General features: G+C 71.0%; 17 protein-coding genes and 3 pseudogenes. 14 read left to right on the plus strand and 6 right to left on the minus strand.

The features are described from left to right. The first annotated feature begins 20 nt into the window (after positions 1-20). From ACFYRY_RS25970 to ACFYRY_RS25990, 5 genes are all read left to right on the plus strand, one after another. Positions 21-1,781, plus strand: coding sequence for a beta-galactosidase family protein (locus tag ACFYRY_RS25970; protein ID WP_389150164.1), 1,761 nt, complete (start codon positions 21-23; stop codon positions 1,779-1,781). Further along, a complete protein-coding gene (locus ACFYRY_RS25975) occupies positions 1,778-4,228 on the plus strand; it encodes a beta-galactosidase (RefSeq protein ID WP_389150167.1) in 2,451 nt (816 codons plus the stop codon). Before ACFYRY_RS25970 ends, ACFYRY_RS25975 begins: the two co-directional genes overlap by 4 nt. A gap of 132 nt (positions 4,229-4,360) precedes the next feature. Further along, positions 4,361-5,428, plus strand: coding sequence for a LacI family DNA-binding transcriptional regulator (locus ACFYRY_RS25980; RefSeq protein ID WP_389150170.1), 1,068 nt, complete (start codon positions 4,361-4,363; stop codon positions 5,426-5,428). A 177-nt stretch (positions 5,429-5,605) separates the two neighbouring features. Beyond that, complete coding sequence (locus ACFYRY_RS25985; RefSeq protein WP_389150172.1) at positions 5,606-6,577, plus strand: alpha/beta hydrolase; 972 nt, start codon at positions 5,606-5,608, stop codon at positions 6,575-6,577. Positions 6,578-6,608: 31 nt separating this feature from the next. Beyond that, the gene (locus tag ACFYRY_RS25990) at positions 6,609-7,325 is read left to right on the plus strand and encodes an alpha/beta fold hydrolase (protein ID WP_389150175.1); all 717 of its coding nucleotides are present in this window, start codon (positions 6,609-6,611) and stop codon (positions 7,323-7,325) included. 192 nt (positions 7,326-7,517) lie between these two features. On the opposite strand, the gene ACFYRY_RS25995 is transcribed toward ACFYRY_RS25990, so the two are convergent. Then, on the minus strand, positions 7,518-8,222 hold the full coding sequence (locus ACFYRY_RS25995; protein WP_389150178.1) for a hypothetical protein: 705 nt from the start codon (positions 8,220-8,222) through the stop codon (positions 7,518-7,520). A gap of 112 nt (positions 8,223-8,334) precedes the next feature. Between ACFYRY_RS25995 and ACFYRY_RS26000 the strand changes: the two genes are divergently transcribed. Continuing rightward, on the plus strand, positions 8,335-8,712 hold the full coding sequence (locus ACFYRY_RS26000) for a DUF952 domain-containing protein (RefSeq protein ID WP_389150180.1): 378 nt from the start codon (positions 8,335-8,337) through the stop codon (positions 8,710-8,712). Between the two features lie 27 nt (positions 8,713-8,739). Here the strand turns inward: ACFYRY_RS26000 and ACFYRY_RS26005 are convergent, their stop codons facing one another. Both ACFYRY_RS26005 and ACFYRY_RS26010 read right to left on the minus strand, forming a co-directional pair. Further along, positions 8,740-10,353: a CocE/NonD family hydrolase gene (locus ACFYRY_RS26005; RefSeq protein ID WP_389150183.1), complete on the minus strand. Its 1,614-nt coding sequence runs from the start codon at positions 10,351-10,353 to the stop codon at positions 8,740-8,742. 17 nt (positions 10,354-10,370) lie between these two features. After that, the gene (locus ACFYRY_RS26010) at positions 10,371-11,714 is read right to left on the minus strand and encodes a CitMHS family transporter (protein WP_389150186.1); all 1,344 of its coding nucleotides are present in this window, start codon (positions 11,712-11,714) and stop codon (positions 10,371-10,373) included. A gap of 145 nt (positions 11,715-11,859) precedes the next feature. Between ACFYRY_RS26010 and ACFYRY_RS26015 the strand changes: the two genes are divergently transcribed. From ACFYRY_RS26015 to ACFYRY_RS26030, 4 genes and pseudogenes are all read left to right on the plus strand, one after another. Further along, complete coding sequence (locus ACFYRY_RS26015) at positions 11,860-12,783, plus strand: LysR family transcriptional regulator (protein WP_389150189.1); 924 nt, start codon at positions 11,860-11,862, stop codon at positions 12,781-12,783. 125 nt (positions 12,784-12,908) lie between these two features. After that, complete coding sequence (locus tag ACFYRY_RS26020; protein ID WP_389150192.1) at positions 12,909-14,129, plus strand: CaiB/BaiF CoA transferase family protein; 1,221 nt, start codon at positions 12,909-12,911, stop codon at positions 14,127-14,129. Then, positions 14,119-15,033 (plus strand): HpcH/HpaI aldolase/citrate lyase family protein, encoded by a 915-nt coding sequence (locus tag ACFYRY_RS26025; protein WP_389150195.1) that lies wholly within the window; start codon positions 14,119-14,121, stop codon positions 15,031-15,033. Before ACFYRY_RS26020 ends, ACFYRY_RS26025 begins: the two co-directional genes overlap by 11 nt. A 105-nt stretch (positions 15,034-15,138) precedes the next feature. After that, a pseudogene (locus ACFYRY_RS26030) lies at positions 15,139-15,381 on the plus strand (DUF6461 domain-containing protein); the annotation flags it as partial. Between the two features lie 628 nt (positions 15,382-16,009). Here ACFYRY_RS26030 and ACFYRY_RS26035 read toward each other — a convergent pair. Next, positions 16,010-16,414, minus strand: a complete 405-nt coding sequence (locus tag ACFYRY_RS26035; protein WP_389150198.1) for a MerR family transcriptional regulator — start codon at positions 16,412-16,414, stop codon at positions 16,010-16,012. A gap of 60 nt (positions 16,415-16,474) precedes the next feature. On the opposite strand from ACFYRY_RS26035, the gene ACFYRY_RS26040 reads away from it, so the two are divergent. The 4 genes from ACFYRY_RS26040 (at position 16,475) to ACFYRY_RS26055 (ending at position 19,931) form a co-directional block, all read left to right on the plus strand. Next, positions 16,475-16,756 (plus strand): MFS transporter, encoded by a 282-nt coding sequence (locus tag ACFYRY_RS26040; RefSeq protein ID WP_389150201.1) that lies wholly within the window; start codon positions 16,475-16,477, stop codon positions 16,754-16,756. A gap of 213 nt (positions 16,757-16,969) precedes the next feature. Further along, a complete protein-coding gene (locus ACFYRY_RS26045; protein ID WP_389150204.1) occupies positions 16,970-17,923 on the plus strand; it encodes a MerR family transcriptional regulator in 954 nt (317 codons plus the stop codon). A 142-nt stretch (positions 17,924-18,065) separates the two neighbouring features. Continuing rightward, positions 18,066-18,833: an SDR family oxidoreductase gene (locus ACFYRY_RS26050; RefSeq protein ID WP_389150207.1), complete on the plus strand. Its 768-nt coding sequence runs from the start codon at positions 18,066-18,068 to the stop codon at positions 18,831-18,833. Positions 18,834-19,007: 174 nt separating this feature from the next. Further along, the gene (locus ACFYRY_RS26055; RefSeq protein WP_389150210.1) at positions 19,008-19,931 is read left to right on the plus strand and encodes an RNA polymerase sigma-70 factor; all 924 of its coding nucleotides are present in this window, start codon (positions 19,008-19,010) and stop codon (positions 19,929-19,931) included. Positions 19,932-20,191: 260 nt separating this feature from the next. On the opposite strand, the pseudogene ACFYRY_RS26060 reads toward ACFYRY_RS26055, so the two are convergent. Both ACFYRY_RS26060 and ACFYRY_RS26065 read right to left on the minus strand, forming a co-directional pair. Continuing rightward, a pseudogene (locus tag ACFYRY_RS26060) lies at positions 20,192-20,870 on the minus strand (IS5 family transposase). An 85-nt stretch (positions 20,871-20,955) separates the two neighbouring features. After that, positions 20,956-21,045: pseudogene (locus ACFYRY_RS26065) on the minus strand (IS5/IS1182 family transposase); the annotation flags it as partial. Between the last annotated feature and the right edge of the window lie 4 nt (positions 21,046-21,049).

Genomic DNA, 21,049 nt, shown 5'->3' on the forward strand with positions numbered 1-21,049 from the left:
GACCCGAAGGGAAGCCCCGCATGCCCGCTCTGACGACGTCGTCCGACGGTTTCCTCCTGCACGGCGAGCCGTTCCGGATCATCTCCGGCGCTCTGCACTACTTCCGCGTCCACCCCGACCAGTGGACCGACCGGCTGCGCAAGGCCCGACTGATGGGGCTCAACACCGTCGAGACGTACCTGCCGTGGAACCTCCACGAACCAGAGCCCGGCACGCTCGTCCTCGACGGTCTGCTCGACCTGCCCCGCTTCCTGCGGCTGGCCCAGGCGGAGGGCCTGCACGTGCTGCTGCGCCCCGGCCCGTACATCTGCGCCGAATGGGACGACGGCGGGCTGCCCGCGTGGCTGATCGCGGATCCCGGTATCCGGCTGCGCACCAGCGATCCACGGTTCACCGGCGCCCTGGACCGCTACCTGGACCAGCTCCTGCCCCCGCTGCGGCCGTATCTCGCCGCGAACGGCGGGCCGGTGATCGCCGTACAGGTGGAGAACGAGTACGGCGCGTACGGCGACGACACCGCGTACCTGAAGCACGTCGAGCAGGCGCTGCGTTCCCGTGGGGTCGACGAGCTGCTGTTCACCTGCGACCAGGCCAACTCCAAGCACCTGACCGCCGGCAGCCTGCCCGGCACGCTCAGCACCGGCACCTTCGGTGGCCGGGTCGACGAGCACCTGGCCGCGCTGCGCGCGCATCAGCCCGAGGGCCCGTTGATGTGCGCGGAGTTCTGGATCGGCTGGTTCGACCACTGGGGCGGCCCGCACCATGTGCGGTCGGCCGAGGAGGCCGCGGCGAACCTGGACCGGCTGCTGGCCGCGGGCGCGTCGGTCAACATCTACATGTTCCACGGCGGCACCAACTTCGGTTTCACCAACGGCGCCAACCACCACCACACATACGCGCCCACCGTCACGTCGTACGACTACGACGCCCCGCTCTCCGAGAGCGGCGACCCCGGCTCCAAGTACCACGCCTTCCGCGAGGTCATCGCCCGGTACGCGACGGTCCCCGACGAACCGGCCCCGGAACCCGGCCCCAAACTCCCGCCGGTCACCGTCGACCTGGACCAGCGGGTGCCGCTGCTGCCGTACGCCCGGAAGCTGGAGGGGGTCGTGCGCGCGCAGGACCCGGTCACGATGAACGAACTCGGTGTGCACGGCGGCCATGTGCTGTACCGCACCACCGTTCCCGCCGCGGGAGACGGGCTGCTGCACTTCGAGGGCGGCGTCGGCGACCGCGCGCAGGTCTTCGTGGAGGGCGCCGCCGTCGGCGTACTGGAGCGCGAACGCCGCGACGAGACGCTGCCCGTGCGGGTGCCGCACGCCGGTGCCGTGCTGGAGGTTCTGGTGGAGAACCAGGGCGGGGTCAACTACGGGCCACGGATCGGCGCGCCCAAGGGACTGCTCGGTCCGGTGTCCTTCCAGGGTGTCGCGCTGCACGGCTGGGAGTGCCGGCCCGTGCCCGTGGGCGACCTGGACGCGCTGCCGTTCGCGCCGTCCGACGCGGTCACCGACGCCGTGCCCGCCTTCCACCGGGGCACGTTCGAGGTGGCGTCCCCGGCCGACACGTTCCTCGCGCTGCCCGGCTGGACCAAGGGCCAGGCCTGGGTCAACGGCTTCCACCTCGGCCGATACTGGAACCGGGGCCCGCAGCAGACCCTGTACGTCCCCGGCCCGGTGCTCCGTCCGGGCGTCAACGAGCTCGTCCTGCTGGAGCTGCACGCCACCACCGGCACCCGCGCCCGGCTCACCGACACCGCCGACCTGGGACCGGTGGGCGAGTGACCACCCGCCCGCACCACCTGCGGGTTCCCGCTCCCGCAGGTCCACCGCTGACCGGTCACCTGCCCTTCGCCGACCCTCCCGGCGTACCCGATCCGATCGAGGTCAACAGCCGTTGGCTCACCCGCGGCGGGCGCCCCTGGTTCCCGGTCTCGGGCGAGTTCCACTACTCCCGCTACCCGGCCGGCGAGTGGGAGGAAGAACTGCTGAAGGTGAAGGCGGGCGGGGTCACCGCGGTCGCCGCCTACATCATCTGGATCCACCACGAGGAGATCGAGGGCCGGGTCCGCTTCGACGGCGACCGCGACCTCAGGCGTTTCGCCGAGCTGTGCGCACGGCACGGCCTGGACTTCGTCCCGCGCATCGGCCCCTGGTGCCACGCGGAGGTCCGCAACGGCGGCCTGCCCGACTGGCTGCTGGCCCGCGACTGCGTCCCGCGCACCGACGACCCCGCCTATCTGGAGGCGGTGCGCGGCTGGTTCGCGGCCGTCGCCGAGCAGTTGCGGGGCCTGGACCGGGCGCACGGGGGCCCGATCGTGGCGATCCAGATCGAGAACGAGCTCTACGACCGGCCCGGCCACCTGCTGACCCTCAAGCGGATGGCCCAGGAAGCCGGTCTCAGTGCCCCGTTGTGGACGTCGACCGCCTGGGGCGGGGTCCGCCTGCCGCCCGACGAACTGCTTCCGCTGTACGGCGGCTACACCGAGACGTTCTGGACCGAGGCGGACGGCGGCTGGCCCGACACCTGCCGCACGCACTTCTTCTTCACCCACCAGCGCGACGACGAGAGCATCGGCGCCGATCTGAGACCCACCACGGTGCGGGGCGGCGAGGCGGACGCGTTCGCGGACCGGTTCCCGTGGGCCACCTGCGAGTTGGGCGGCGGCATGGCGGTGTCGTACCACCGCAGGCCGCGGGTCGACGCCGACGACATCGGCGCGCTCGGCCTCACCAAGATCGGCTGCGGCTCGGTCTGGCAGGGCTTCTACATGTTCCACGGCGGCACCAATCCCGCCGGTGAGCTCACCCCGCTGCAGGAGTCCCACGCCACCGGCTCCCCCAACGACCTGCCCGTCCTGACGTACGACTTCCAGGCACCGCTCGGCGAGTACGGCCAGTACCGGCGGTCGTACCACGAACTGCGGCTGCAGCACCTGATGCTGGCCGACTTCGGGCATCGCATCGCGCCGATGGAGTCGGTGCTGCCCGAACTGCGGCCGACGGGGCAGGGCGACCGGGAGACCCTGCGCTGGGCGGTGCGCGGCGACGGCGGTTCGGGCTTCCTGTTCGTCAACAACCACCAGCCCCACGAGCCACTGCCGGACCACCCGGACACCTCGTTCACGGTCGAGTTCCCCAGTGACGCCGGGACGTTGACGCTGCCGAGCAGCCCCGTCACCGTCCCGACGGGCGCCTACTTCTGCTGGCCGTTGCGGTTCGACGTCGCGGGGCTGCGGCTGGAGTGGGCCACCGCGCAGCCCGTGTGCCGGCTCGACCTGGACGGGCGTACGGTCCTGGTGCTGGCCGCCGTCGACGGCATCGCTCCCGAACTCGCCCTGGACGCGGCCACGGTGACGTCGGTCAGCACACCGTCCGGGCACACCACCCCGGTCGCCGACCGGCTGCTGGTGACCGGGCTGCGGCCGGGTACCGACGCCCTGGTCGAGGTGGAGACCGCGGCCGGCGAGCGGGTCGGCCTGCTGGTCCTGGACGCGGCGACCGCACGCACCGCCTACCGGGGCGTGGCCTGGGGTGCCGAGCGGCTGGTGCTGAGCGAGGCGGGCGTCGTCTTCGACCGGGAGGAGGTACGGCTGCACGGCTCGACCTGCGCTGTCTCGTTCGCGGTACTGCCCGCTCCGCCGCGGGCGCCCGCTGTGGACGGGGCGGTGGTCACCGAGTCGGCGGACGGCGTGTTCACGCGGTACTCGGCGCGGGCCGGGACGACGGCCCACGACGCCGCGGTGCCGAACGGGCCCGGGGCCGGGACCGGTGACGCTGTCGTGCGGTGGGCCGGGGGCGGCGACGCCGCGGTCGTGCCGCTGCGGCCTGCCGGTCCGGCGCCGGAGCCGACGACGGGTGTGCGGGGCCGGGCGAGCGCGCCCGCGGAGAAGCACTTCGACAGCACGGCCGCCGAGTACCGGATCGACGTCCCGGACGGCCTGCCGCCGGGGACGTTACTGCGGCTGCACTGGACCGGGGACGTGGGACGGGCGTACGTCGGGGACACCCTCGTCGCGGACCAGTTCTTCTCCGGGCAGGTCTGGGACATCGGCCTGGACCGGCTCCCCGGCGAGACCCTGCGGGCGGCGGGCCTGCGGCTGCGGGTGCTGCCCTCGCATCCCGACGCGGCGGTGTACGTGCCGCGAGAGGCGGGCGACTCGGGACGGACGGCCGCGGTGACACGCGCCGAGTGGGTCACCGCCCGCACCTGGGCAGTTCGGCCCGGTTGAGCTCGCCCACCCGCGTGGTTCCGAGGGCCCGGCCCCCGGGTCTTCGGGACCGTCCCGTCGTACGCCCGGCCTATGCTGTGGGCCTGCCGGGCGAGACCACACCGCCGTACCGACGTCGAGGAAACCGCCACCATGACTCCAAGCGCCGCCGACGGAGCCGTTCCGAAGTGGCGCAGCAGACGGAACTTCGCGGGGTCGCGCCCCGTGATGGACGACGTGGCCCGGCTGGCCGGTGTCTCCAAGCAGACCGTCTCCCGCGTGCTCAACGAGCATCCGTCCGTCCGCGCCGAGACGCGTGAGGCGGTACTGGCGGCCATCCGCACCCTCGGCTACCGCCCCAGCCGCAGTGCCAGGTCGCTGGCGAGCGGCCGGACCCGGATGCTCGGTGTGATCTCCTTCGACGCGGCCCGTTACGGGCCCGCCTCGATCCTCACCGCGATCAACACGGCGGCGCAGGACGCCGGTTACCTGGTCAGTTCCATCGCGCTCGACACCGCCGACCACGACACGGTCGTGGAGGCGGTGGACCGGCTCTCGGCCGAGGGGGCGGACGGGGTGATCGCCATCGCGCCGCAACTGTGGGTGGGGCGGGCGCTGGCCGACACCCACCTGGACATTCCCCTGGTGGTCCTGGAGAACGGCCTCGACACCGAGACCGCGCTGGTCACGGGCGACTCGCGAGCCGGGGCCCGGATGGCCACCGAGCATCTGCTGCGGCTCGGGCACGCCACGGTCTGGCACATCGCGGGCCCCACCGGCTGGACCTCCGCCGACCACCGGCTGGCCGGCTGGCGGTCGACCCTGGAGGACACCGGGGCGCGGGTCCCCGAGCCGCTGGTGGGTGACTGGAGCGCCGACTCCGGGTACGAACTGGGCCGGCGTCTGGCCGCGCGCCCCGACGTCACGGCGGTGTTCGTGTCCAACGACCAGATGGCGCTGGGTCTTCTGCACGCCCTCCACGAGGTGGGACGTTCCGTTCCCGGCGAGTTCAGCGTCGTCGGCTACGACGACATCCCGGAAGCCGCCCACCTCCTGCCGCCCCTGACCACCGTCCGCACGGACTTCTCCGAGATCGGCACCCGCTGCCTGCGCCTTCTCCTGAACCGCATCGACGGCTCCACCGCACCGCCCCGCCCCGAGTCCCTGGTGCCGGTCGATCTGGTGATCCGCGCCAGCAGCGGTCCCCCTCCTGGTAGTTGACTGGCCGTCAGGTCTCGCGTTCGGTGCGCTGTGAGGCCAGTACCGGTGCGCTGACAGTCGCTGCCTCCCTCGCTGATGGGCATAGCGTGCGATCGGCGGCCCCGCGGATCCCCGTGTCCGCGCCGAAGCCGCGCCGCCGGAGAGACCGGCGCATCGCACGAAACGCAGGAGACATACATGTCCGACGTCGCTGAGCCGGTTCAGCCGGTCCTGGAGCCGGCGGCGGCCGCGTTCGCCGCGGCGACCGCCAACCCGCCCTATCTCTTCGACCTGTCGCCCGCCGAGGGCCGCAAGGCCGTCGACGAGGTGCAGTCCGGCGACATCGCCAAGCCGGCCGTCGACGAGGAGTGGATCAGCGTGCCCGGCGGCCCGACGGGCACCGTGCGGGCTCGGCTCGTCCGGCCGGCCGGCGCCACCGGGGTCCTGCCGGTGATCCTCTACATCCACGGCGCGGGCTGGGTGTTCGGCAACGCGCACACCCATGACCGCCTGGTGCGGGAACTCGCCGTGGGCGCGCACGCGGCCGTCGTCTTCCCTGAGTACGACCTCTCCCCCGAGGCCCGCTACCCGGTCGCCATCGAGCAGAACTACACGGTCGCGCGCTGGATCGTGGAGCAGGGCGCGACCAAGGACCTGGACGCCTCCCGGCTGGCGGTCGCCGGTGACTCCGTCGGCGGCAACATGAGCGCCGCGCTCACGCTCATGGCCAAGCAGCGCGGAGACGTACCCCTGGTCCAGCAGGTCCTCTTCTACCCGGTCACCGACGCGAACTTCGACACCGGTTCCTACCACCAGTTCGCCACCGGCTACTTCCTGCGCCGCGACGGCATGCAGTGGTTCTGGGACCAGTACACGACCGACGAGGCCGAACGCGCGCAGATCACCGCGTCGCCGCTGCGCGCCAGCACCGAGCAGCTGACCGGTCTGCCGCCCGCTCTGGTCATCACCGGTGAGGCCGACGTGCTGCGCGACGAGGGCGAGGCCTACGCCAACAAGCTGCGTGAGGCCGGGGTCCCGGTGACCGCGGTGCGTTTCCAGGGCATCATCCACGACTTCGTGATGCTCAACGCCCTGCGCGAGACCCACGCCGCCGAGGCCGCGATCACGCTGGCCGTCGGCACCCTGCGCGGCGCGCTGCACGACAACTGAGACATCCGTCATGCCACAAGGAGAGCCCCTCATGTCCACCACCCCCACCGTCCTGCTCGTGCACGGCGCCTTCGCGGACGCCGGCAGCTGGTCAGGGGTCATCGCGGAACTGCAGAACCACGGCGTCCCCGTGGTGGCGCCGCCCAACCCGCTGCGCGGTCTCGTCTCGGACGCCGCGTACGTCGCCTCCGTGGCCGCCCAGATCGACGGCCCGGTCGTGCTGGTCGGCCACTCCTACGGCGGTGCGCTCATCACGGTGGCGGGCACCACCGAGAACGTCGTCGGTCTGGTCTACGTCGCGGCCTACGTGCTCGAAGAGGGCGAGAGCCTCGGTGAGCTGCAGGGCCGCTTCCCGCTCTCGCCGCTCGTCGCGAACCTGAAGGAGTGGACGTACCCGGTCGAGGGCGCCGAGCCCGCGGTCGAGGTGACCATCAAGGCCGAGGAGTTCCCGGCGATCTTCGCCGCGGATGTTCCGGCCCCCGTCACCAAGGTGCTGGCCACGGCCCAACGCCCGCTCGCCGTCTCGGCGTTCGAGGAGAAGGCCGCTGCCGCCGCGTGGCGGACCAAGCCGTCCTGGGCGCTGGTGGCCTCCGCCGACCAGGCGATCAACCCCGAGGTGGAGCGCTTCGGCGCCGAGCGGGCCGGGGCCACGATCGTCGAGTTGGACGGCGCCTCGCACGCCGTGGCGGTGTCCCGGCCGAAGGAGGTCGCCGACCTGATCCTCGACGCGGTGCGCGCGACGAGCTGACCCGGGGGCGGGCGGTGCGGACGGATGCCGGGCGGGTGTCCGTCCGCGCCGCCCGCTGTGGCGTGGGGTGGCGCGGGTGTTCCTGGCGTGCCGCGGGTGTTCCTGGCGGGCCGCGGTCACCGCGACGACGGGAGTGCCGTTGTGGCCGGCCCGGTCACCGCGACGACGGGCGTGCCATTGTCGTCGGCCCGGTCACTCGTGCAGCCAGATCCGCAGCGGACCGACCGGCTCGAAACCGTGCCGCACCGCTGCCGTCAGGTCGTCTCCGTGCTCGTAGCCGACCACCGGCAGGGTGGGAAAGAGCCGGTGCACCGCGCCGAGGACGACGGGCCAGGCCAGGTCGGGGCCGCCGTCGCGGGCGAAGACGTTGGAGACGCCGACCACATGCTCACCACGGCTCGCCACCGCTCCGGTGACGACCCGGCCGTCGGCCGAGTGCCCGGCGAGGACGAACGTGTCGGGGTCGTCGAGGAGTTCCGGCCGGAAGAGGTCCGCGGCACCGTCGTCCCATGCGAGCGCCCACGCGCGCAGCGTGTCCGGGTCCCCCGCCACGTCCCAGTCGAGATCCGACGTGCGGGAGGGCGGGCCCGCGGGGCGGTGGATCCACCACGCGTCGAACAGGACCCGGTAGCCGGCCCCGGTCAGGTCGAGGTCGGCGAAGCTGTCCTTCACGGAGGCCCCGGGAGTGGTGGTGTCGACGCGGGCGGCCAGCGCGTCCGGGTCGGCACCCGGCACCAGCGTCACCGCGTCGGGGTAGTACGGGGGTGTGCGGGCGACCGCGGCCCAGGCCTGCGCCTCGAACCCGCTCGCCACCCCGTGCGCTCGGCTCATCGCCGCACACCACTCGGCGTTGTTGCGGGCGGCGGCCCGGACCAGGAACTGCTTCGACGTCGTCACGAGTGCGGATCATGGCCTGTGACGGGCCGGCCGGTCGAACCCTTTTCCTTTTCGGATCTTCAGCACCCTCCTAGTCTTGGTCCCCCGCCCCCGCCCTGAAGGGACCCCCCTCATGTCCGGCAGCACCACCATCCTGCACGTGGTTCCGTTCGACGACTGGAACGCCGACCCCGATCGTCCGTACGCGCCCGCGTCCCTCGCGGTGGACGGATTCGTCCACTGCTCCCCCGACGCCGAGTCCACGCTGGCCGTCGTCAACGCCTTCTACCGGACGGCACCCCGGCCGCTGCTGACGCTGGTCCTCGCCGCGGACCGGCTGGACTCCCGGCTGGAATGGGAGGCCGCGGCGCCCGTACCCCCGCCCGGCGTCCCGGCCGACACCTTGTTCCCGCACGTGTTCGGGCCCCTCAACCGCGACGCCGTCGAGCGCGTCCTGGAGGTCCAGTGGGACGACCAGGGGCAGGCGACCGGGTTGCGGGAGGTGACCTGACGGAACTCGGACGGGCGGCTGTGCCGCCTACCGAGGGGCTCTCGTCACGGTGAGGCGCAGCGACGATCCGTGCGGGCCGGGCCGTAGGGTCACGCGGCCGGGCGGGGCGTCGGAGTCGATCTCCGGGTGGTCGTCGCTGGAGACGCGGAGCACGAGGCGGTGCCCCGCGGTGACCCGGTAGTGCGTGGGCCAGATGTGCACGTCCAGGTCGTAGGTGGTGCCCGGGGCGACGGGAGACAGCTTCGTGTGGCCGTGGCGATGGCTCGCCTTCAGCCATCCGGCGGTGACCCTGGTGGTGGTCCCGTCCGGAGCCTGGTCGTACAGGACGGCCGCGATGTTGCCGTCCTCGGCGGTGAACGCGGCACGGATGTGCGCGGTGGCGTCTCCCGCGAGGACCAGGTCCTGACGCAACTCGGCGGTGGTGAAGCGCAGTTGTTGGTTCTCCCGCGGCTCGGTCGTGCCCGTGTTGACGTCGAAGGCGGCGTCGGCTCCGGGGCCGGGGCTTGTCGCGAGCGTGCCGTCCGCGCGCAGCCCGAGTGTCAGGTCGTGGGCGCCCTTCGGCGGCCACTGGTCGAACTGCTGCCAGCCCCTGCCCGCACCGGGTCCGGGTGTCTCGTACGAGGTGACGCGGGCCGCCGGGAGCGGGGCGCGGGGGTTCCGGGCGAGCCAGTGGTCCCACCAGGCGAGGTAGCAGCCGGGGCCGAACCCGGCGTACTGGCCCTCGGGGTAGCCGTGCTCCCACGGGCCCGACACCAACCACACCTGGTCGGGGCGGGCGAGGTAGTTCTTCACCATGCCGTCCCGATAACGGTCGTACCAGCCGTTGATCTCCAGGGTGGGCACGGCCAGTCGGTCCCAGCGGGACATGACACTGCGGTCACGCCAGAAGTCGTCGTAGCGGGGGTGGGCGGCGTAGGTGCGGAGCGTGTCGGGGGCGGTCGCCCGTTGCCAGTCGCGGATACGGGCGGAGTAGATGCCGCCGCGGTAGATGGTGTTCTCGTACCAGTCGTGGATCGCGTTCATCGGGATGATCGCCTCGAGGTGCGGCGGGCGGTTCACCGCCGCGAGCAGGGTCGTGTGCCCGCCGTAGCTGACGCCCATCTGCCCGATCCGGCCGGTGCAGCCGGGGTGCCGGGCGAGCCACTCGATGACGTCGTGGTTGTCGCGTTGTTCTCGCGGGCCGAAGGGGTCCACCGTGCCGGGTGACGTGCCCGAACCGCGGACCTGGCAGACCAGCGCGTTGTATCCCCGTCGTACGAAGTAGGAGGCGCCGGTGCCGAAGGCTTCCAGGGACGTGGCGTACGCCGTGTACTCGTAGACGATGCCCGGGAAGCGACCGGCGGCCGGCCGTCCCGAGGCGTCCGCCGGGCGATACAGCTGCCCCGCCAGGCGGCCGCCGTCGCGCAGCGGCACGGTGACGTCCTCGCGTACGACGCCGTGATCAGCCGGACGGTCGTAGGAGAAGAACGGGTCGGTCAGCGGGGCGGTGTGCTCCTCGGGCCGGGGCCCGCCGGGCACGGGTGCCGCCGACGCGGCCGCCGCGGCTCCGGGGCCGAACGCGGCCGTCACGGCGGTGGCCATGCCCAGGGCGCCGAACACCCTGCGTCGTGGCCGCGGCTGCCGACTGGTGGACTCGCCCATGATCGACTGCTCCTGTCTCAGAGGGAGATCGCGCCGGTCAGCAGTGCCACCACGGTCATCACCAGCGTGGTGCCGAAGGCCCAGCGGAAGATGAAGCGCTGGTGCTCGCCGAGTTGTACGCCGCTCATGCCGACGAGGATGAAGGTGGAGGCGGTGAGCGGGCTGAGCGGGAAGCCGGTGGTCATCTGGCCGAGGATGGCGGCCCGGGCGATCTCGGCCTGGTCGGTGCCGAATCCGGACGCGGTGTGCGAGAGGACGGGCAGCACGCCGAAGTAGTAGGCGTCCGGGGTGAAGGCCAGGCTCAGCGGCATTCCGGTGACGGCGACCACGGCGGGCAGATGGCCGCCGAGGGAGTCGGGGACGACGGACACCAGCGCCTCCGCCATCTCCGAGATCATCTTGGTCCCGGTCAGCACACCGGTCAGCACTCCCGCGGCGAAGATCATCGTGGTGACCAGGACCACGCTCTTGGCATGCTTCTCCAGCAGGGCCTGCTGCGCTTCCCAGGTCGGGTGGTTGACCAGCAGGGCCAGCGCGAAGGCCAGCGCGAACAGGACCGGCAGCGGCATGACCTCCAGGACCAGACCGACCAACAGGACCACGGTCAGCAGGGCGTTGAAGGCGGTCAGCCACATCGGCGGCCGCTCCGTCGTCCGCACCAGCGGGGTGCCGGGCCCGTCGCCGGCCAGCTGCGCCGGCACCGGCTGCTCGACCGTCTCCTCGACGGCCTCCTCGGTCACCGCCGCGCCGGCCAGCCGGCGCCGCTCGCGGCGGCCGATCCAGTAGGAGGCCAGCAGGACCCAGAGGACACCGGCCCCCATCGCGGGCAGGACCGGCGTGAAGACCTCCGAACTCTCCAGCTTCAGCGCGGCCATCGCCCGGACCGTCGGTCCGCCCCAGGGGATCATGTTCATCACACCCGCGCCCAGGCACACGGTGCCGGACAGGACCAGAGGGCTCATGCCGAGCCGTTTGTAGACCGGCAGCAGCGCCGAGACGGTGATGAGGAAGGTCGAGGCGCCGTCACCGTCGAGGGAGACGCACATGGTGAGCACGGCGGTGCCGACGGCGATCCGGGCCGGGTCGTTGCGGGCGGCGCCGAGGATGAGACGGATCAGCGGGTCGAAGAGGCCGGCGTCGACCATCAACGTGAAGTAGAGGACCGCGAAAGCGATCATGATGCCGGTGGGCGCCACCGTGGTCAGTCCGGTCAGGACCATCTCGCCCAGTTCACCGGCGAAGCCCCCGACGAGTGCGGCCAGGACCGGCAGCAGCACCAGCGCCACCAGCACGGAGACCCGCTTCGTCATGGTGAGCAGCAGGAACAGGCCGATCGTGGAAAACCCCAGAGCTGCCAGCATCGATGTCGCTCACTTCCTCGTCTACGGCTCCATGCGTCGCGGACGAGTGTCGAAGCGGCGAGAGGTCGGCGTCCAGCATCAAACCGAGATCTATCCATGTCGTCTGCGCATCAATGCCCTTGGTGCGTGCCTATGCTCACTCGCCATGGAGAACAATCTGCGTCAACTGGCGGCGTACGCGGCCGTCGCACGCGCGAGGAGTTTCACCGCGGCCGCCGCCCGTCTGCATGTCTCCCAGTCCTCACTGAGCCGTGCCGTCGCCGATCTGGAGCGGCAGTTGGGGACCCTGCTGCTCGAACGGGACACCAGGAACGTCCAGTTGACGGTCGCGGGGGTGGAGGCGCTGCGGATAGCCGAGCAGATCGTGAACGCCCATCGCTCGGGCATGAAGGAACTCGAACGGTTCCTGCTCGGCGAGGCGGGGACGGTGGCGGTGGCCACGCTCCCGTCCGTGGCCGCCGTACTGCTGCCTCCGGCGATCGCCGGTTTCCGCAGACAGTGGCCCCGGGTGACGATGCAGATCATGGACGGGCTCGAACAGTCGGTGCTCGGCCGGGTCCTGTCGGGGGACGCCGACTTCGCCATCACCACCGGTGAGCCGTCGGGGCAGTTGGAGCACCGGCCTCTCGTACGGGACCGGTTCGTCGCGGTCCTGCCGCAGGACCATCCGCTGGCCGAGGGGCCGGAGGTGTCCTGGGAGGAGTTGTCCCGCGAGCCCTTCCTCGCCGTGGGGCCGGAGTCGAGCGTGCGGCGGCTCACCGACGCCGCCTTCGCGCAGATCGGCGTGCGGGCCGCGCCTGCCACCGAGGCCGGGAACGTGGCGACGGTGGGCGGGCTGGTCGCGGCCGGCCTGGGGGTGTCCGCGCTGCCCGCCCTCGTCCTGCCGCTGCTGGGCACCGGATCCATCGTGCATCGTCCGCTCGTCGGACCCGTGGTCGACCGGCGCCTGGACGTCGCCCTGCGCGCGCGACGCGCCCTGCCGGTGGCGGCCAGTCGGTTCCTGGAGACCTTGGAGGACTCCCGGGCCCGGCACAACGACCTTCCACCCGGGGTCTCCTGGGCCTTGTGACGTCCATCCATGCGGAAACGGCATGGATTGATGGGTCTCTCTTGCTGGACAGGCATCCTCCGGTCTCGGCACGCTGAAGCGGACGGCAGGCCCGGCTGGGCCGACGGATCCGACGAGGGAGCACAGTGGTTTCGAACGGGCAGCCTGACCTGCCGGGCCGTGGGCAGCTCCGCGGCCTGAAGGTGGTCGAGTTCGCACATGTGGTGGCCGGCCCGCTGGCCGGTTCCCTGCTCGCCGACCAGGGCGCCGACGTGGTGCACGTGGAACCGCCCGGTTCCGGCGACGCGGCTCGCGCGATGGGGCCACGCAAGGACGGACACCCCCTGTGGTTCAAGGTCGCGGGCCGCAACAAACGGTCGGTCACCCTGGATCTCCATCACCAGGCCGGCCGCGACCTCGCGCACCGGCTCGTCGCCTGGGCGGACGTCGTGATCGTCACCCTGCGCAGTGGACGGCTGCGTACCTGGGGTCTGGACTGGGAGTCCGTGCACCGCATCAACCCCAAGGCCGTGCTGCTCCAGATCTCCGGCTTCGGGGCGACCTCCTCGCAGGCCGACGCGCCCGGTTTCGGCAAGGTCGGCGAGGCGCGCAGCGGTGTCGTGCACCTGACCGGGTTTCCCGGCGGCCCTCCGGTGCACACCGGTTTCTCGCACGGGGACTCCGTGACCGGGCTGATGGGCGCGTACGCCATCCTCGCCGCGCTGCACCGCCGCGACCACGATCCCGACTTCGACGGTGAATGGATCGACCTCGCCCTCTTCGAACCGCTGTTCAGGCTCGTCGAGTGGCAGGTCATCGTCCACGACCAGCTGGGATCGGTCCCCGAGCGCTCCGGCAACCAGCTTGCGGTCGCCCCAGCCGCCGTGATCAACACCTACCGGTCCCGTGACGACGAGTGGATCACCGTGACCTCGGCGACCCTGCGCTCCGTCCGCAACATCGCCCGGCTGCTCGGGCTCGACGAGGAGCGGTTCATGACGGCGCGACAGCAGCACGCGGGGCGCGCCGAACTGGACGACGGACTGCGGGCGTGGGTGGCCGAGCGCCCCGCCGCCGAGTGCCTCGAGGCGTTCGCCGGCGCGGAGGTGGTGGCCTCACGGGTGTTCAGCGTCGCGGACATCGCCGACGACCCGGTCTACGCCGAGCGCGAGGACATCGTCACCGTCGACGACGCGGACCTCGGGCCCGTCCGGATGCAGGCGGTGCTGCCCCACTTCAGGCAGCGGCCGGGACAGGTGTGGCGGACCGGGCCCGCCCTGGGTCAGGACAACGACCTCGTCTACCGCGACTGGCTCGGCCTCGGTGCGGACGAACTCGCGGAGCTGGAGAAGCACGATGTCGTCTGACTCCGACGTCTCCCCGGTGGCCCGTCCGCGGCTGCGCTCCCTGCTGTTCGTGCCCGGCACCCGGACCGACTGGCTGCCCAAGGCCGCCGCGGCGGGCGCCGACGCGGTCATCCTGGACCTGGAGGACGCGGTAGCGCACAGCGGCCGGGCATCGGCGCGTGACCAGGTGGCGGAGGCCGTCGCGCGGGCGGCCCCCCGTTCCCCGGCCCTCTTCGTCCGCGTCAACCCGCTCGATGACTGGTCAGCCGCCGAGGAACTCCGGGCCGTCGCCCGCCCGGGGCTCAGTGGCATCGTGCTTCCCAAGGTGAGCGGCCCCCTCGACGTACGCCACGCCGATCGGCTGCTGTCCTGGTGCGAGCGTGAACACGGCCTGCCCCAGGGGCAGTTCGCGCTCGTCCCGCTGCTGGAGACGGCACCCGCCCTCCGCAAGGCCTACGACTGCGCGGCCGCCGCCCGTCGCGTCGCCTACCCGGGCGCGATCACCGGAGCCGGGGGCGACGTCGAGCGCGCCGTGGGGTACCGCTGGAGCCCGCAGGGCAACGAGACGCACGCCCTGCGCTCCCGGGTCCTGCTGGACGTGCGCGCCGCGGGAGCGGCCCACCCGGTGGCCGGCCTGTGGACCCGCGTGGGCGACCTCGACGGCCTGCGCGCCTTCGCCGAGCAGAACCGCGCCCTCGGCTACACGGGAATGATGGCGATCCACCCGTCCCACGTCCCCGTCCTCAACGAGGTGTTCTCCCCCTCCCCCGCCGAACTCGCCCGCGCCGCACGGCTGATCGCCGCCGTAGAGGAGGCACAGGACCGGGGCGAGGGAGCGGTGACCTTCGAGGGAGAGATGGTCGACGAGGCCATGGCCACGACAGCGCGCGCGGTCCTGGAGGCCGAGTCCCGCCGGACGGCGTGAGCGAGGCGCGACCCGTTCTCAGCTCCGGGCGCGTGACCTGCCGAACCGCAGGTACTCCTCGCCGGGAATGTTCGGCTTGGTCGTTGCGCCCCCCACGGCCCCGCCGTCAGCCGGTTCGAGCCGGGCCTCGAGCACGAGCGCACCGGCGTGGATCCCGACCGGCTCGCCGGGGCTATGCGGGAGGCAGGGCTGCTGTTCGCGGACGGCCGGTCGCCCTATGAGCATGGTGCCGACGGGGAGCAGCACGAACTTCGAGCTCTGACTTTGGCGGAGTCAGTGTTCGGGCTGGATCTGCCGCGCACCGAGGTCCTGGACGGGCCACTCCTCGCAGCCCGGCTGGAGGAGTGAAACCTCAGTCGGCAGTGCAACCGCTGACGTAGGCGGGGCCCGGCGCAAACTCCCGCTGGCCCAGGGCTGGTTCACCATTCGGACGGGTGCAATCAGTACACGTCTAAATCAGCCAATTGCACAGGTCAACGCACCCGTCCCCGCGGTTTCAGAGGCGTCGGCGGCAGTTCGGGGGGGGCGACAGCGGGTCCCCGTCGTAGCCCTTCGCCTCCCCGAATGACGACTACCGGCAGACTGGCGACAACGGCTTCCTCTGGCCGGCCCATCTGTACGGGCGGGAGCACGCCTACTGCCAGCTGGAGAAGCTCGCCCAGCTCGACCGGCTGCCCGCCGCCACTGGATTCACCGTCGCCTGCTTCCCCGTCAGGCTCGTGGGGCTCGGGGCGGGGTGGACGCGGGCGGCCGCCATCGTCGAGGAGCCGTGAGCGGCACCGTATGAGCCACGGTGGGGCGCGGCCGACCCGGCCGCGCCCCACCGCGCGTATGCCTCCTACGAGCGTTCCTGAGCCCGTCCTGTGCCTCAGCCCGCCTGCGCCGGTTCGAGCGGCACCCAGAGCCGGTCGGCCTCGCCGGCGGCGAGCCGGCCGCGATAGACGTCGATCTTGTGATCGATGAGCGCCAGGTTCTCCTAGAGCTCATCGATCCTGACGGTCACCTCGGCGCGGTGCGCCTCCATGAGGGCGAGCCGCTCCTCCTCGTTGCCGTGCCCGGCCGCGACGAGCTCCGCGTACTGCCGGATCGTACGGATGGGCATGCCGGTCGCCCGGAGCTTGGTGCACATGCCGATCCAGGTCAGGTCCCGCTCGTGATAGCGGCGCCGGCCGCCGGGCGTGCGGTCCACGTCGGGGATGACCAGGCCGACCCGCTCGTAGTAGCGGAGCGTGTGCACGCTAACGCCGGTCCTGCTGGCGACCTCGGCGATGGTCAGACCGGAGTCCGGCGGTACGTCTTTCCCGCGGACCGTGACCGGCCGTGCCGGTGCCCCGACGGACGGGCTGAATCCCCCGGGCCTGTCCGTCGGGCGCACCGGCACGGCCCTCGAACCGGTGTCACCTGCGAGGGGCGGCAGCGGCCCTGATCAGATTGGAATCCGATGTCTGAACTCAGACCTCAACGACGGTCGTTACTGCTGGCGATCTGCTTCGCCAGCATGGTGGTCGTCGTCATGGACATCTCCATCGTTAACGTAGCGCTGCCGAACATCCGTGACGACCTGGGCGCCTCTGTGGCCGGCCTCCAGTGGACGGTCGACGCCTACACCCTCGTCCTGGCGAGCTTCCCGCTGCTCGCCGGGTCCACCGCCGACCGGATCGGCCGTAAACGCGTCTTCCTGACCGGCCTCGCCGCCTTCGGGATCGGCTCTCTAGATGATTGAGTCCAAGGGCTCGTAGCCGTAGGCCGTCAGCGAGCGGTGTCGCATGTCGCTGCCATCGCTCGCCCAGCACGTGCAAGGCGTGCCCGTTTCATCCTGGCGGTCAGCGGAGAGCGCGCAACGCATGCTCCAGCAACTCGGATGACGTCTCGTGGTCGGGCCCTGCTTGGGAATGGCCTTGAGTCTCCAGTGACTGGAGACAGCAGAGTGGGGGACATGGACGTTACGACCCTCTACTCGATCGGGGAGCTTTCCCGGCGGACCGGCTTGTCTGTGAGGACCATCCGGTTCTACTCCGATTCGGGGGTGGTAGCGCCGACCACCCGTAGCCCCGCCGGTTACCGGCTCTACGACCTCGACGCACTGCTTCGTCTGGAACTCCTCCGCACACTGCGCGAGCTGGGCATGGACCTGGCCACTATTCAACGGGTACTGGACCGCGAGCTCTCGGTGGCGGAAGTCGCCGCGGCGCACGCCGACGCCATGGACGTCCAGATCCGGGTGCTGCAACTGCGTCGGAGCGTTCTGCGAGTCGTGGCCAGACGCGGGTCCAGTCCTGAGGAGACCACACTCATGCACAGACTCACACAGTTGTCCGGCGAGGAACGCCGACGTTTGATCGACGATTTCGTGGATGGCACCTTCGGCACAGTGGATGCCGACCCGACCGCGGTGGCCATGGTTCGCGCTGCCACTCCCGACCTCCCCGATGATCCGACCAGCGAGCAGGTCGCCGCGTGGGTGGAGCTCGCCGAGCTGGTCGGCGACGAGGATTTCCGTGCCCGGATGCGCCGGACGGCCGTACGTCAGGCCGCCGGGCGCCCGCTCGCCATCGAATGCGATGCCGGCGAGGAACTGATGGAATTCACCCGTCAGAAGGTGGCCGAGGCCATGGAGTCGGGCATCGACCCGCTCAGCGACAGGGGCGCACCCGTCATCGACGACCTCGTGCACCGCTTCGCCGAGGTGCTCGCGCGCACCCCTGACACAGAATTCCGGGACTGGATGGCCCAGCAGTTCGAAGAGGCGCACGATCCCCCGGTAGACCGATACTGGCGGCTGGTGTGGATCGTCAACGGCTGGCAGGTAGTACCGAATCTGATCCCGGTGTACCCCTGGCTCATCCAGGCCCTGCGAAATGACCGTGCCGTGAACTTCGAGGGCGAGTAGACCGTCCTGTCTGACTCTGGCCAGATCGCGTCGACCGAGAACAGTTGATTCTGTCCGCGTGTCAGAGACGGCTGGGCTGTCTCGTCTCAGGTTGCGAAGACAGGTTCTGAGAAGAACCCACCTCGACAACAGGGAGCTGGCCATGAGCGAGCGGACGGCACATCAGAAGGTCGCGCTGATCACCGGGGCGAACAAGGGGATCGGTCGTGGGGTTGCCGAGCAACTCGCTGCGCTGGGCATGGCGGTCATGATCGGCGCCAGAGACGTGCGGCGCGGCGAGGAATCCGCTGCGGCGGTGCGTGCGGCCGGCGGCGATGCGCACGCGGTCATCTTGGACGTCACCGACCAGGTCACCGTCCAGGAGGCCGCGAAGCAGGTTGAGGAGCGCTTCGGCTACCTCGACGTGTTGATCAACAACGCCGGCATTACCGGCTCCGGGCGAGTTTCACCCGACGAGGCCCACGACCAAGTCCCCAGCTCTGTCGACTTGGACATGGTGCGGGCGGTGTTCGAGACCAACGTCTTCGGAGTGATTGCGGTGACCAACGCCATGCTGCCACTGCTGCGGCGGTCACCGGCGCCACGCGTCGTCAACGTCAGCAGTCACGCCGCGTCGTTGAGTCTCGCCAGCAATCCGGACGGCCCCTTTGCGGCACTGCTGCCGTCGGCTGCATATTCGCCGTCCAAGAGCGCACTGACCGCGCTGACGGTGCAGTACGCCAACGAGCTGCGGAAGGACGGCATCCTCGTCAACGCAGTCGCCCCCGGCTTCGTCGCCACGGACAGCAACAACCACACCGGATTCCTCACGGTCGCCCAGGGCGCCGCAGTAGTGGTGCGCCTGGCCACGCTCGGCGCGGACGGCCCGACCGCCGGCTTCTTCAGTGAGGAGGGCTCTGTGCCCTGGTGACGGTGGCCCTGGACAGCGGTGCGTTCTACGGGCCGGGCGCCATAGCCGGTCCGTAGGTGCCGATCCGCTGTGGGCCGACAACAGGCAGTGGCCATTGACGGTCGAGGGGCGCGGCCTCTCCCGCCGGGAGCCGGCGCCACCCACGCAGCCGGAGAGATTCGAGGAGGAGCCAGCATGACGAAGACGGAAGAGTTCCAGGAGCAGCGGCCGCTGCTGTTCTCGATCGCCTACCGGATCCTGGGCAGTGTGAGCGAGGCCGAGGACGCGGTCCAGGAGACCTGGCTGCGCTACCAAGCCACCTCCACCCAGCCCGGGTCGGCGAAGGCGTTCCTGTCGACCGTGGTCACCCGGATCTCGATCGACGTGCTGCGCTCGGCCCGCGTCCGGCGGGAGGAGTATGTCGGACCGTGGCTCCCCGAACCGCTGCTGACCGACCCGTACGAGGATCCGGCGCGGTCAGCGGAGCTGGCGGACTCGTTATCGATGGCGGCCCTGCTCCTGCTGGAGAGACTCACCCCCCTCGAGCGCGCGGTCTTCGTGCTGCGGGAGGTGTTCGCCTTCGGCTACCTGGAGATCGCATCGGCCGTGGGGCGATCGGAGGCGGCGTGTCACCAGCTCGCGGTGCGGGCGCGCCGTCACATGGATGCGGGCCGGGCTCGATTCGAGGCCGACCGCAAGGAGCGGGAGAAACTCGCCGAACGGTTCTTTGAGGCCTTCCGGGAAGGGGATGTCGACGGGCTGGCCGAGCTGCTGGCCGCCGACGTCTTGATGATCGGCGACAGTGGCGGCAAGGCCCCGCAATTCAAGCCCGTCGTCCTCGGGGCCGGTCACGTGGGCCGGGTGATCGCGGCGTTCGTGCCGCTGGTCATCAGGGGTGGTGGTGTCGTGGAGGCGCAGCAGGTGAACGGCCAGCCGGGCGCGGTCTTCCGCGACCGGGACGGCCAGGTCCTCAGCGCCTGGGCCCTCGACGTCATCCACGGGCAGATCCAGACGATCCACACGGTGAACAACCCAGATAAGCTCGGGCACGTCGGTCCTGTAGCGGACGCCTGGGTGGCCCTCCGCGATGCGGACCAGGCATGCCAGCCCAAAGATTGACCGAAAGGCCCCCGGCATCCCAGGGCTGGGATGCCGGGGGTCCAGCCGACAACCGGCGGGTCGGCGTAACGGAGTTGCCCGAGCTGCCCCCGGTATGGGCTGGCTGCGATGGTCGGGGTGCCAATATCTCCGAAAGTCGCACATCGACGAACCCGCTAGCGGCTTACGGTGACAAAAATCCTGCCTTTGTGACAACTGTCGCGCTTCGGCTCACGTAGACAGGTTTATAGCAGCCAGGAATTCCGTGCGCCTAACAACGGCTAACACAATGAGCTGAGTTGTCGGTGGGTGATCAGACAGCAGGCGAGTTTGAGGAACCTTCGTGGATGTCGGCTCGGCGTTCCCAGCGGATCCGCAGGCGCCGGAATCCGTGCAGCCACGCGAAGCTTCTTTCGATCACCCAGCGGTACGTGCCCAGTCCGGTGCCATGGCGTGTTCCGCGGCGGGCAATGGCCGGCACGATGCCGCGGTCGCGGACCTGGTCGCGGTAGAGGTCGTGGTCGTAGCCGCGGTCGGCGAACAGCGAGTCGGGTTTGCGGCGCGGTCGTCCGACACGGCCGCGGACGGGTGGGATCGCGTCGAGCAGGGGCAGGAGTTGGGTGACGTCGTTGCGGTTGCCGCCGGTCAGCAGGACCGCGTGCGGGGTGCCATGCCCGTCGGTGATCAAGTGGTGTTTCGAGGCTGCAGCCGCTGCCAGACGCCGGCCTCGTTCCAGTCCCGAAGACGTCGCCAGCAGGTCATGCCCGAGCCGAAGCCCAGCTCCTGCGGCAGGTACTCCCACTGGATCCCGGTGTGCAACACGTAGGGGATCCCGCACAGCACCTCCCGGTCCGGTAACGCCTTGCGGCCCGGGTACCGGAAACGCCGTTCGCGCTGCGGCAGCAGCGGCTCCAGGTGATCCCACAGCTCATCCGACACGATCCACGGCGATGTCCCCACACCTGGCCGAACGCTCAACTCCCGTCACAGACACGGCCATCAGTGCCAATCCACCTCATACCCGGGCTGCCGTGCCGGGTCCGGTCCGTCTCGCCCGCCAAGCGGTGAAGACCGGTTCGATCAAGGCCCAGCGGGCGTCGGACACATCGCTGCGATACGGGCGACGAACACTCACGCCT

It is taken from the genome of Streptomyces sp. NPDC005263, assembly GCF_042872365.1.
GTDB lineage: Bacteria > Actinomycetota > Actinomycetes > Streptomycetales > Streptomycetaceae > Streptomyces.

Bases quoted from the DNA above. Each gene is read 5' to 3' on its own strand.
- ACFYRY_RS26010 (WP_389150186.1), bottom strand. From the start codon at position 11,714: ATGCTGGCAGCTCTGGGGTTTTCCACGATCGGCCTGTTCCTGCTGCTC.
- ACFYRY_RS26015 (WP_389150189.1), top strand. From the start codon at position 11,860: ATGGAGAACAATCTGCGTCAACTGGCGGCGTACGCGGCCGTCGCACGC.
- ACFYRY_RS26025 (WP_389150195.1), top strand. From the start codon at position 14,119: ATGTCGTCTGACTCCGACGTCTCCCCGGTGGCCCGTCCGCGGCTGCGC.
- ACFYRY_RS26045 (WP_389150204.1), top strand. From the start codon at position 16,970: ATGGACGTTACGACCCTCTACTCGATCGGGGAGCTTTCCCGGCGGACC.
- ACFYRY_RS26000 (WP_389150180.1), top strand. From the start codon at position 8,335: ATGTCCGGCAGCACCACCATCCTGCACGTGGTTCCGTTCGACGACTGG.
- ACFYRY_RS26055 (WP_389150210.1), top strand. From the start codon at position 19,008: ATGACGAAGACGGAAGAGTTCCAGGAGCAGCGGCCGCTGCTGTTCTCG.
- ACFYRY_RS26040 (WP_389150201.1), top strand. From the start codon at position 16,475: ATGTCTGAACTCAGACCTCAACGACGGTCGTTACTGCTGGCGATCTGC.
- ACFYRY_RS25985 (WP_389150172.1), top strand. From the start codon at position 5,606: ATGTCCGACGTCGCTGAGCCGGTTCAGCCGGTCCTGGAGCCGGCGGCG.
- ACFYRY_RS25990 (WP_389150175.1), top strand. From the start codon at position 6,609: ATGTCCACCACCCCCACCGTCCTGCTCGTGCACGGCGCCTTCGCGGAC.
- ACFYRY_RS25970 (WP_389150164.1), top strand. From the start codon at position 21: ATGCCCGCTCTGACGACGTCGTCCGACGGTTTCCTCCTGCACGGCGAG.
- ACFYRY_RS26005 (WP_389150183.1), bottom strand. From the start codon at position 10,353: ATGGGCGAGTCCACCAGTCGGCAGCCGCGGCCACGACGCAGGGTGTTC.
- ACFYRY_RS25980 (WP_389150170.1), top strand. From the start codon at position 4,361: ATGACTCCAAGCGCCGCCGACGGAGCCGTTCCGAAGTGGCGCAGCAGA.
- ACFYRY_RS26050 (WP_389150207.1), top strand. From the start codon at position 18,066: ATGAGCGAGCGGACGGCACATCAGAAGGTCGCGCTGATCACCGGGGCG.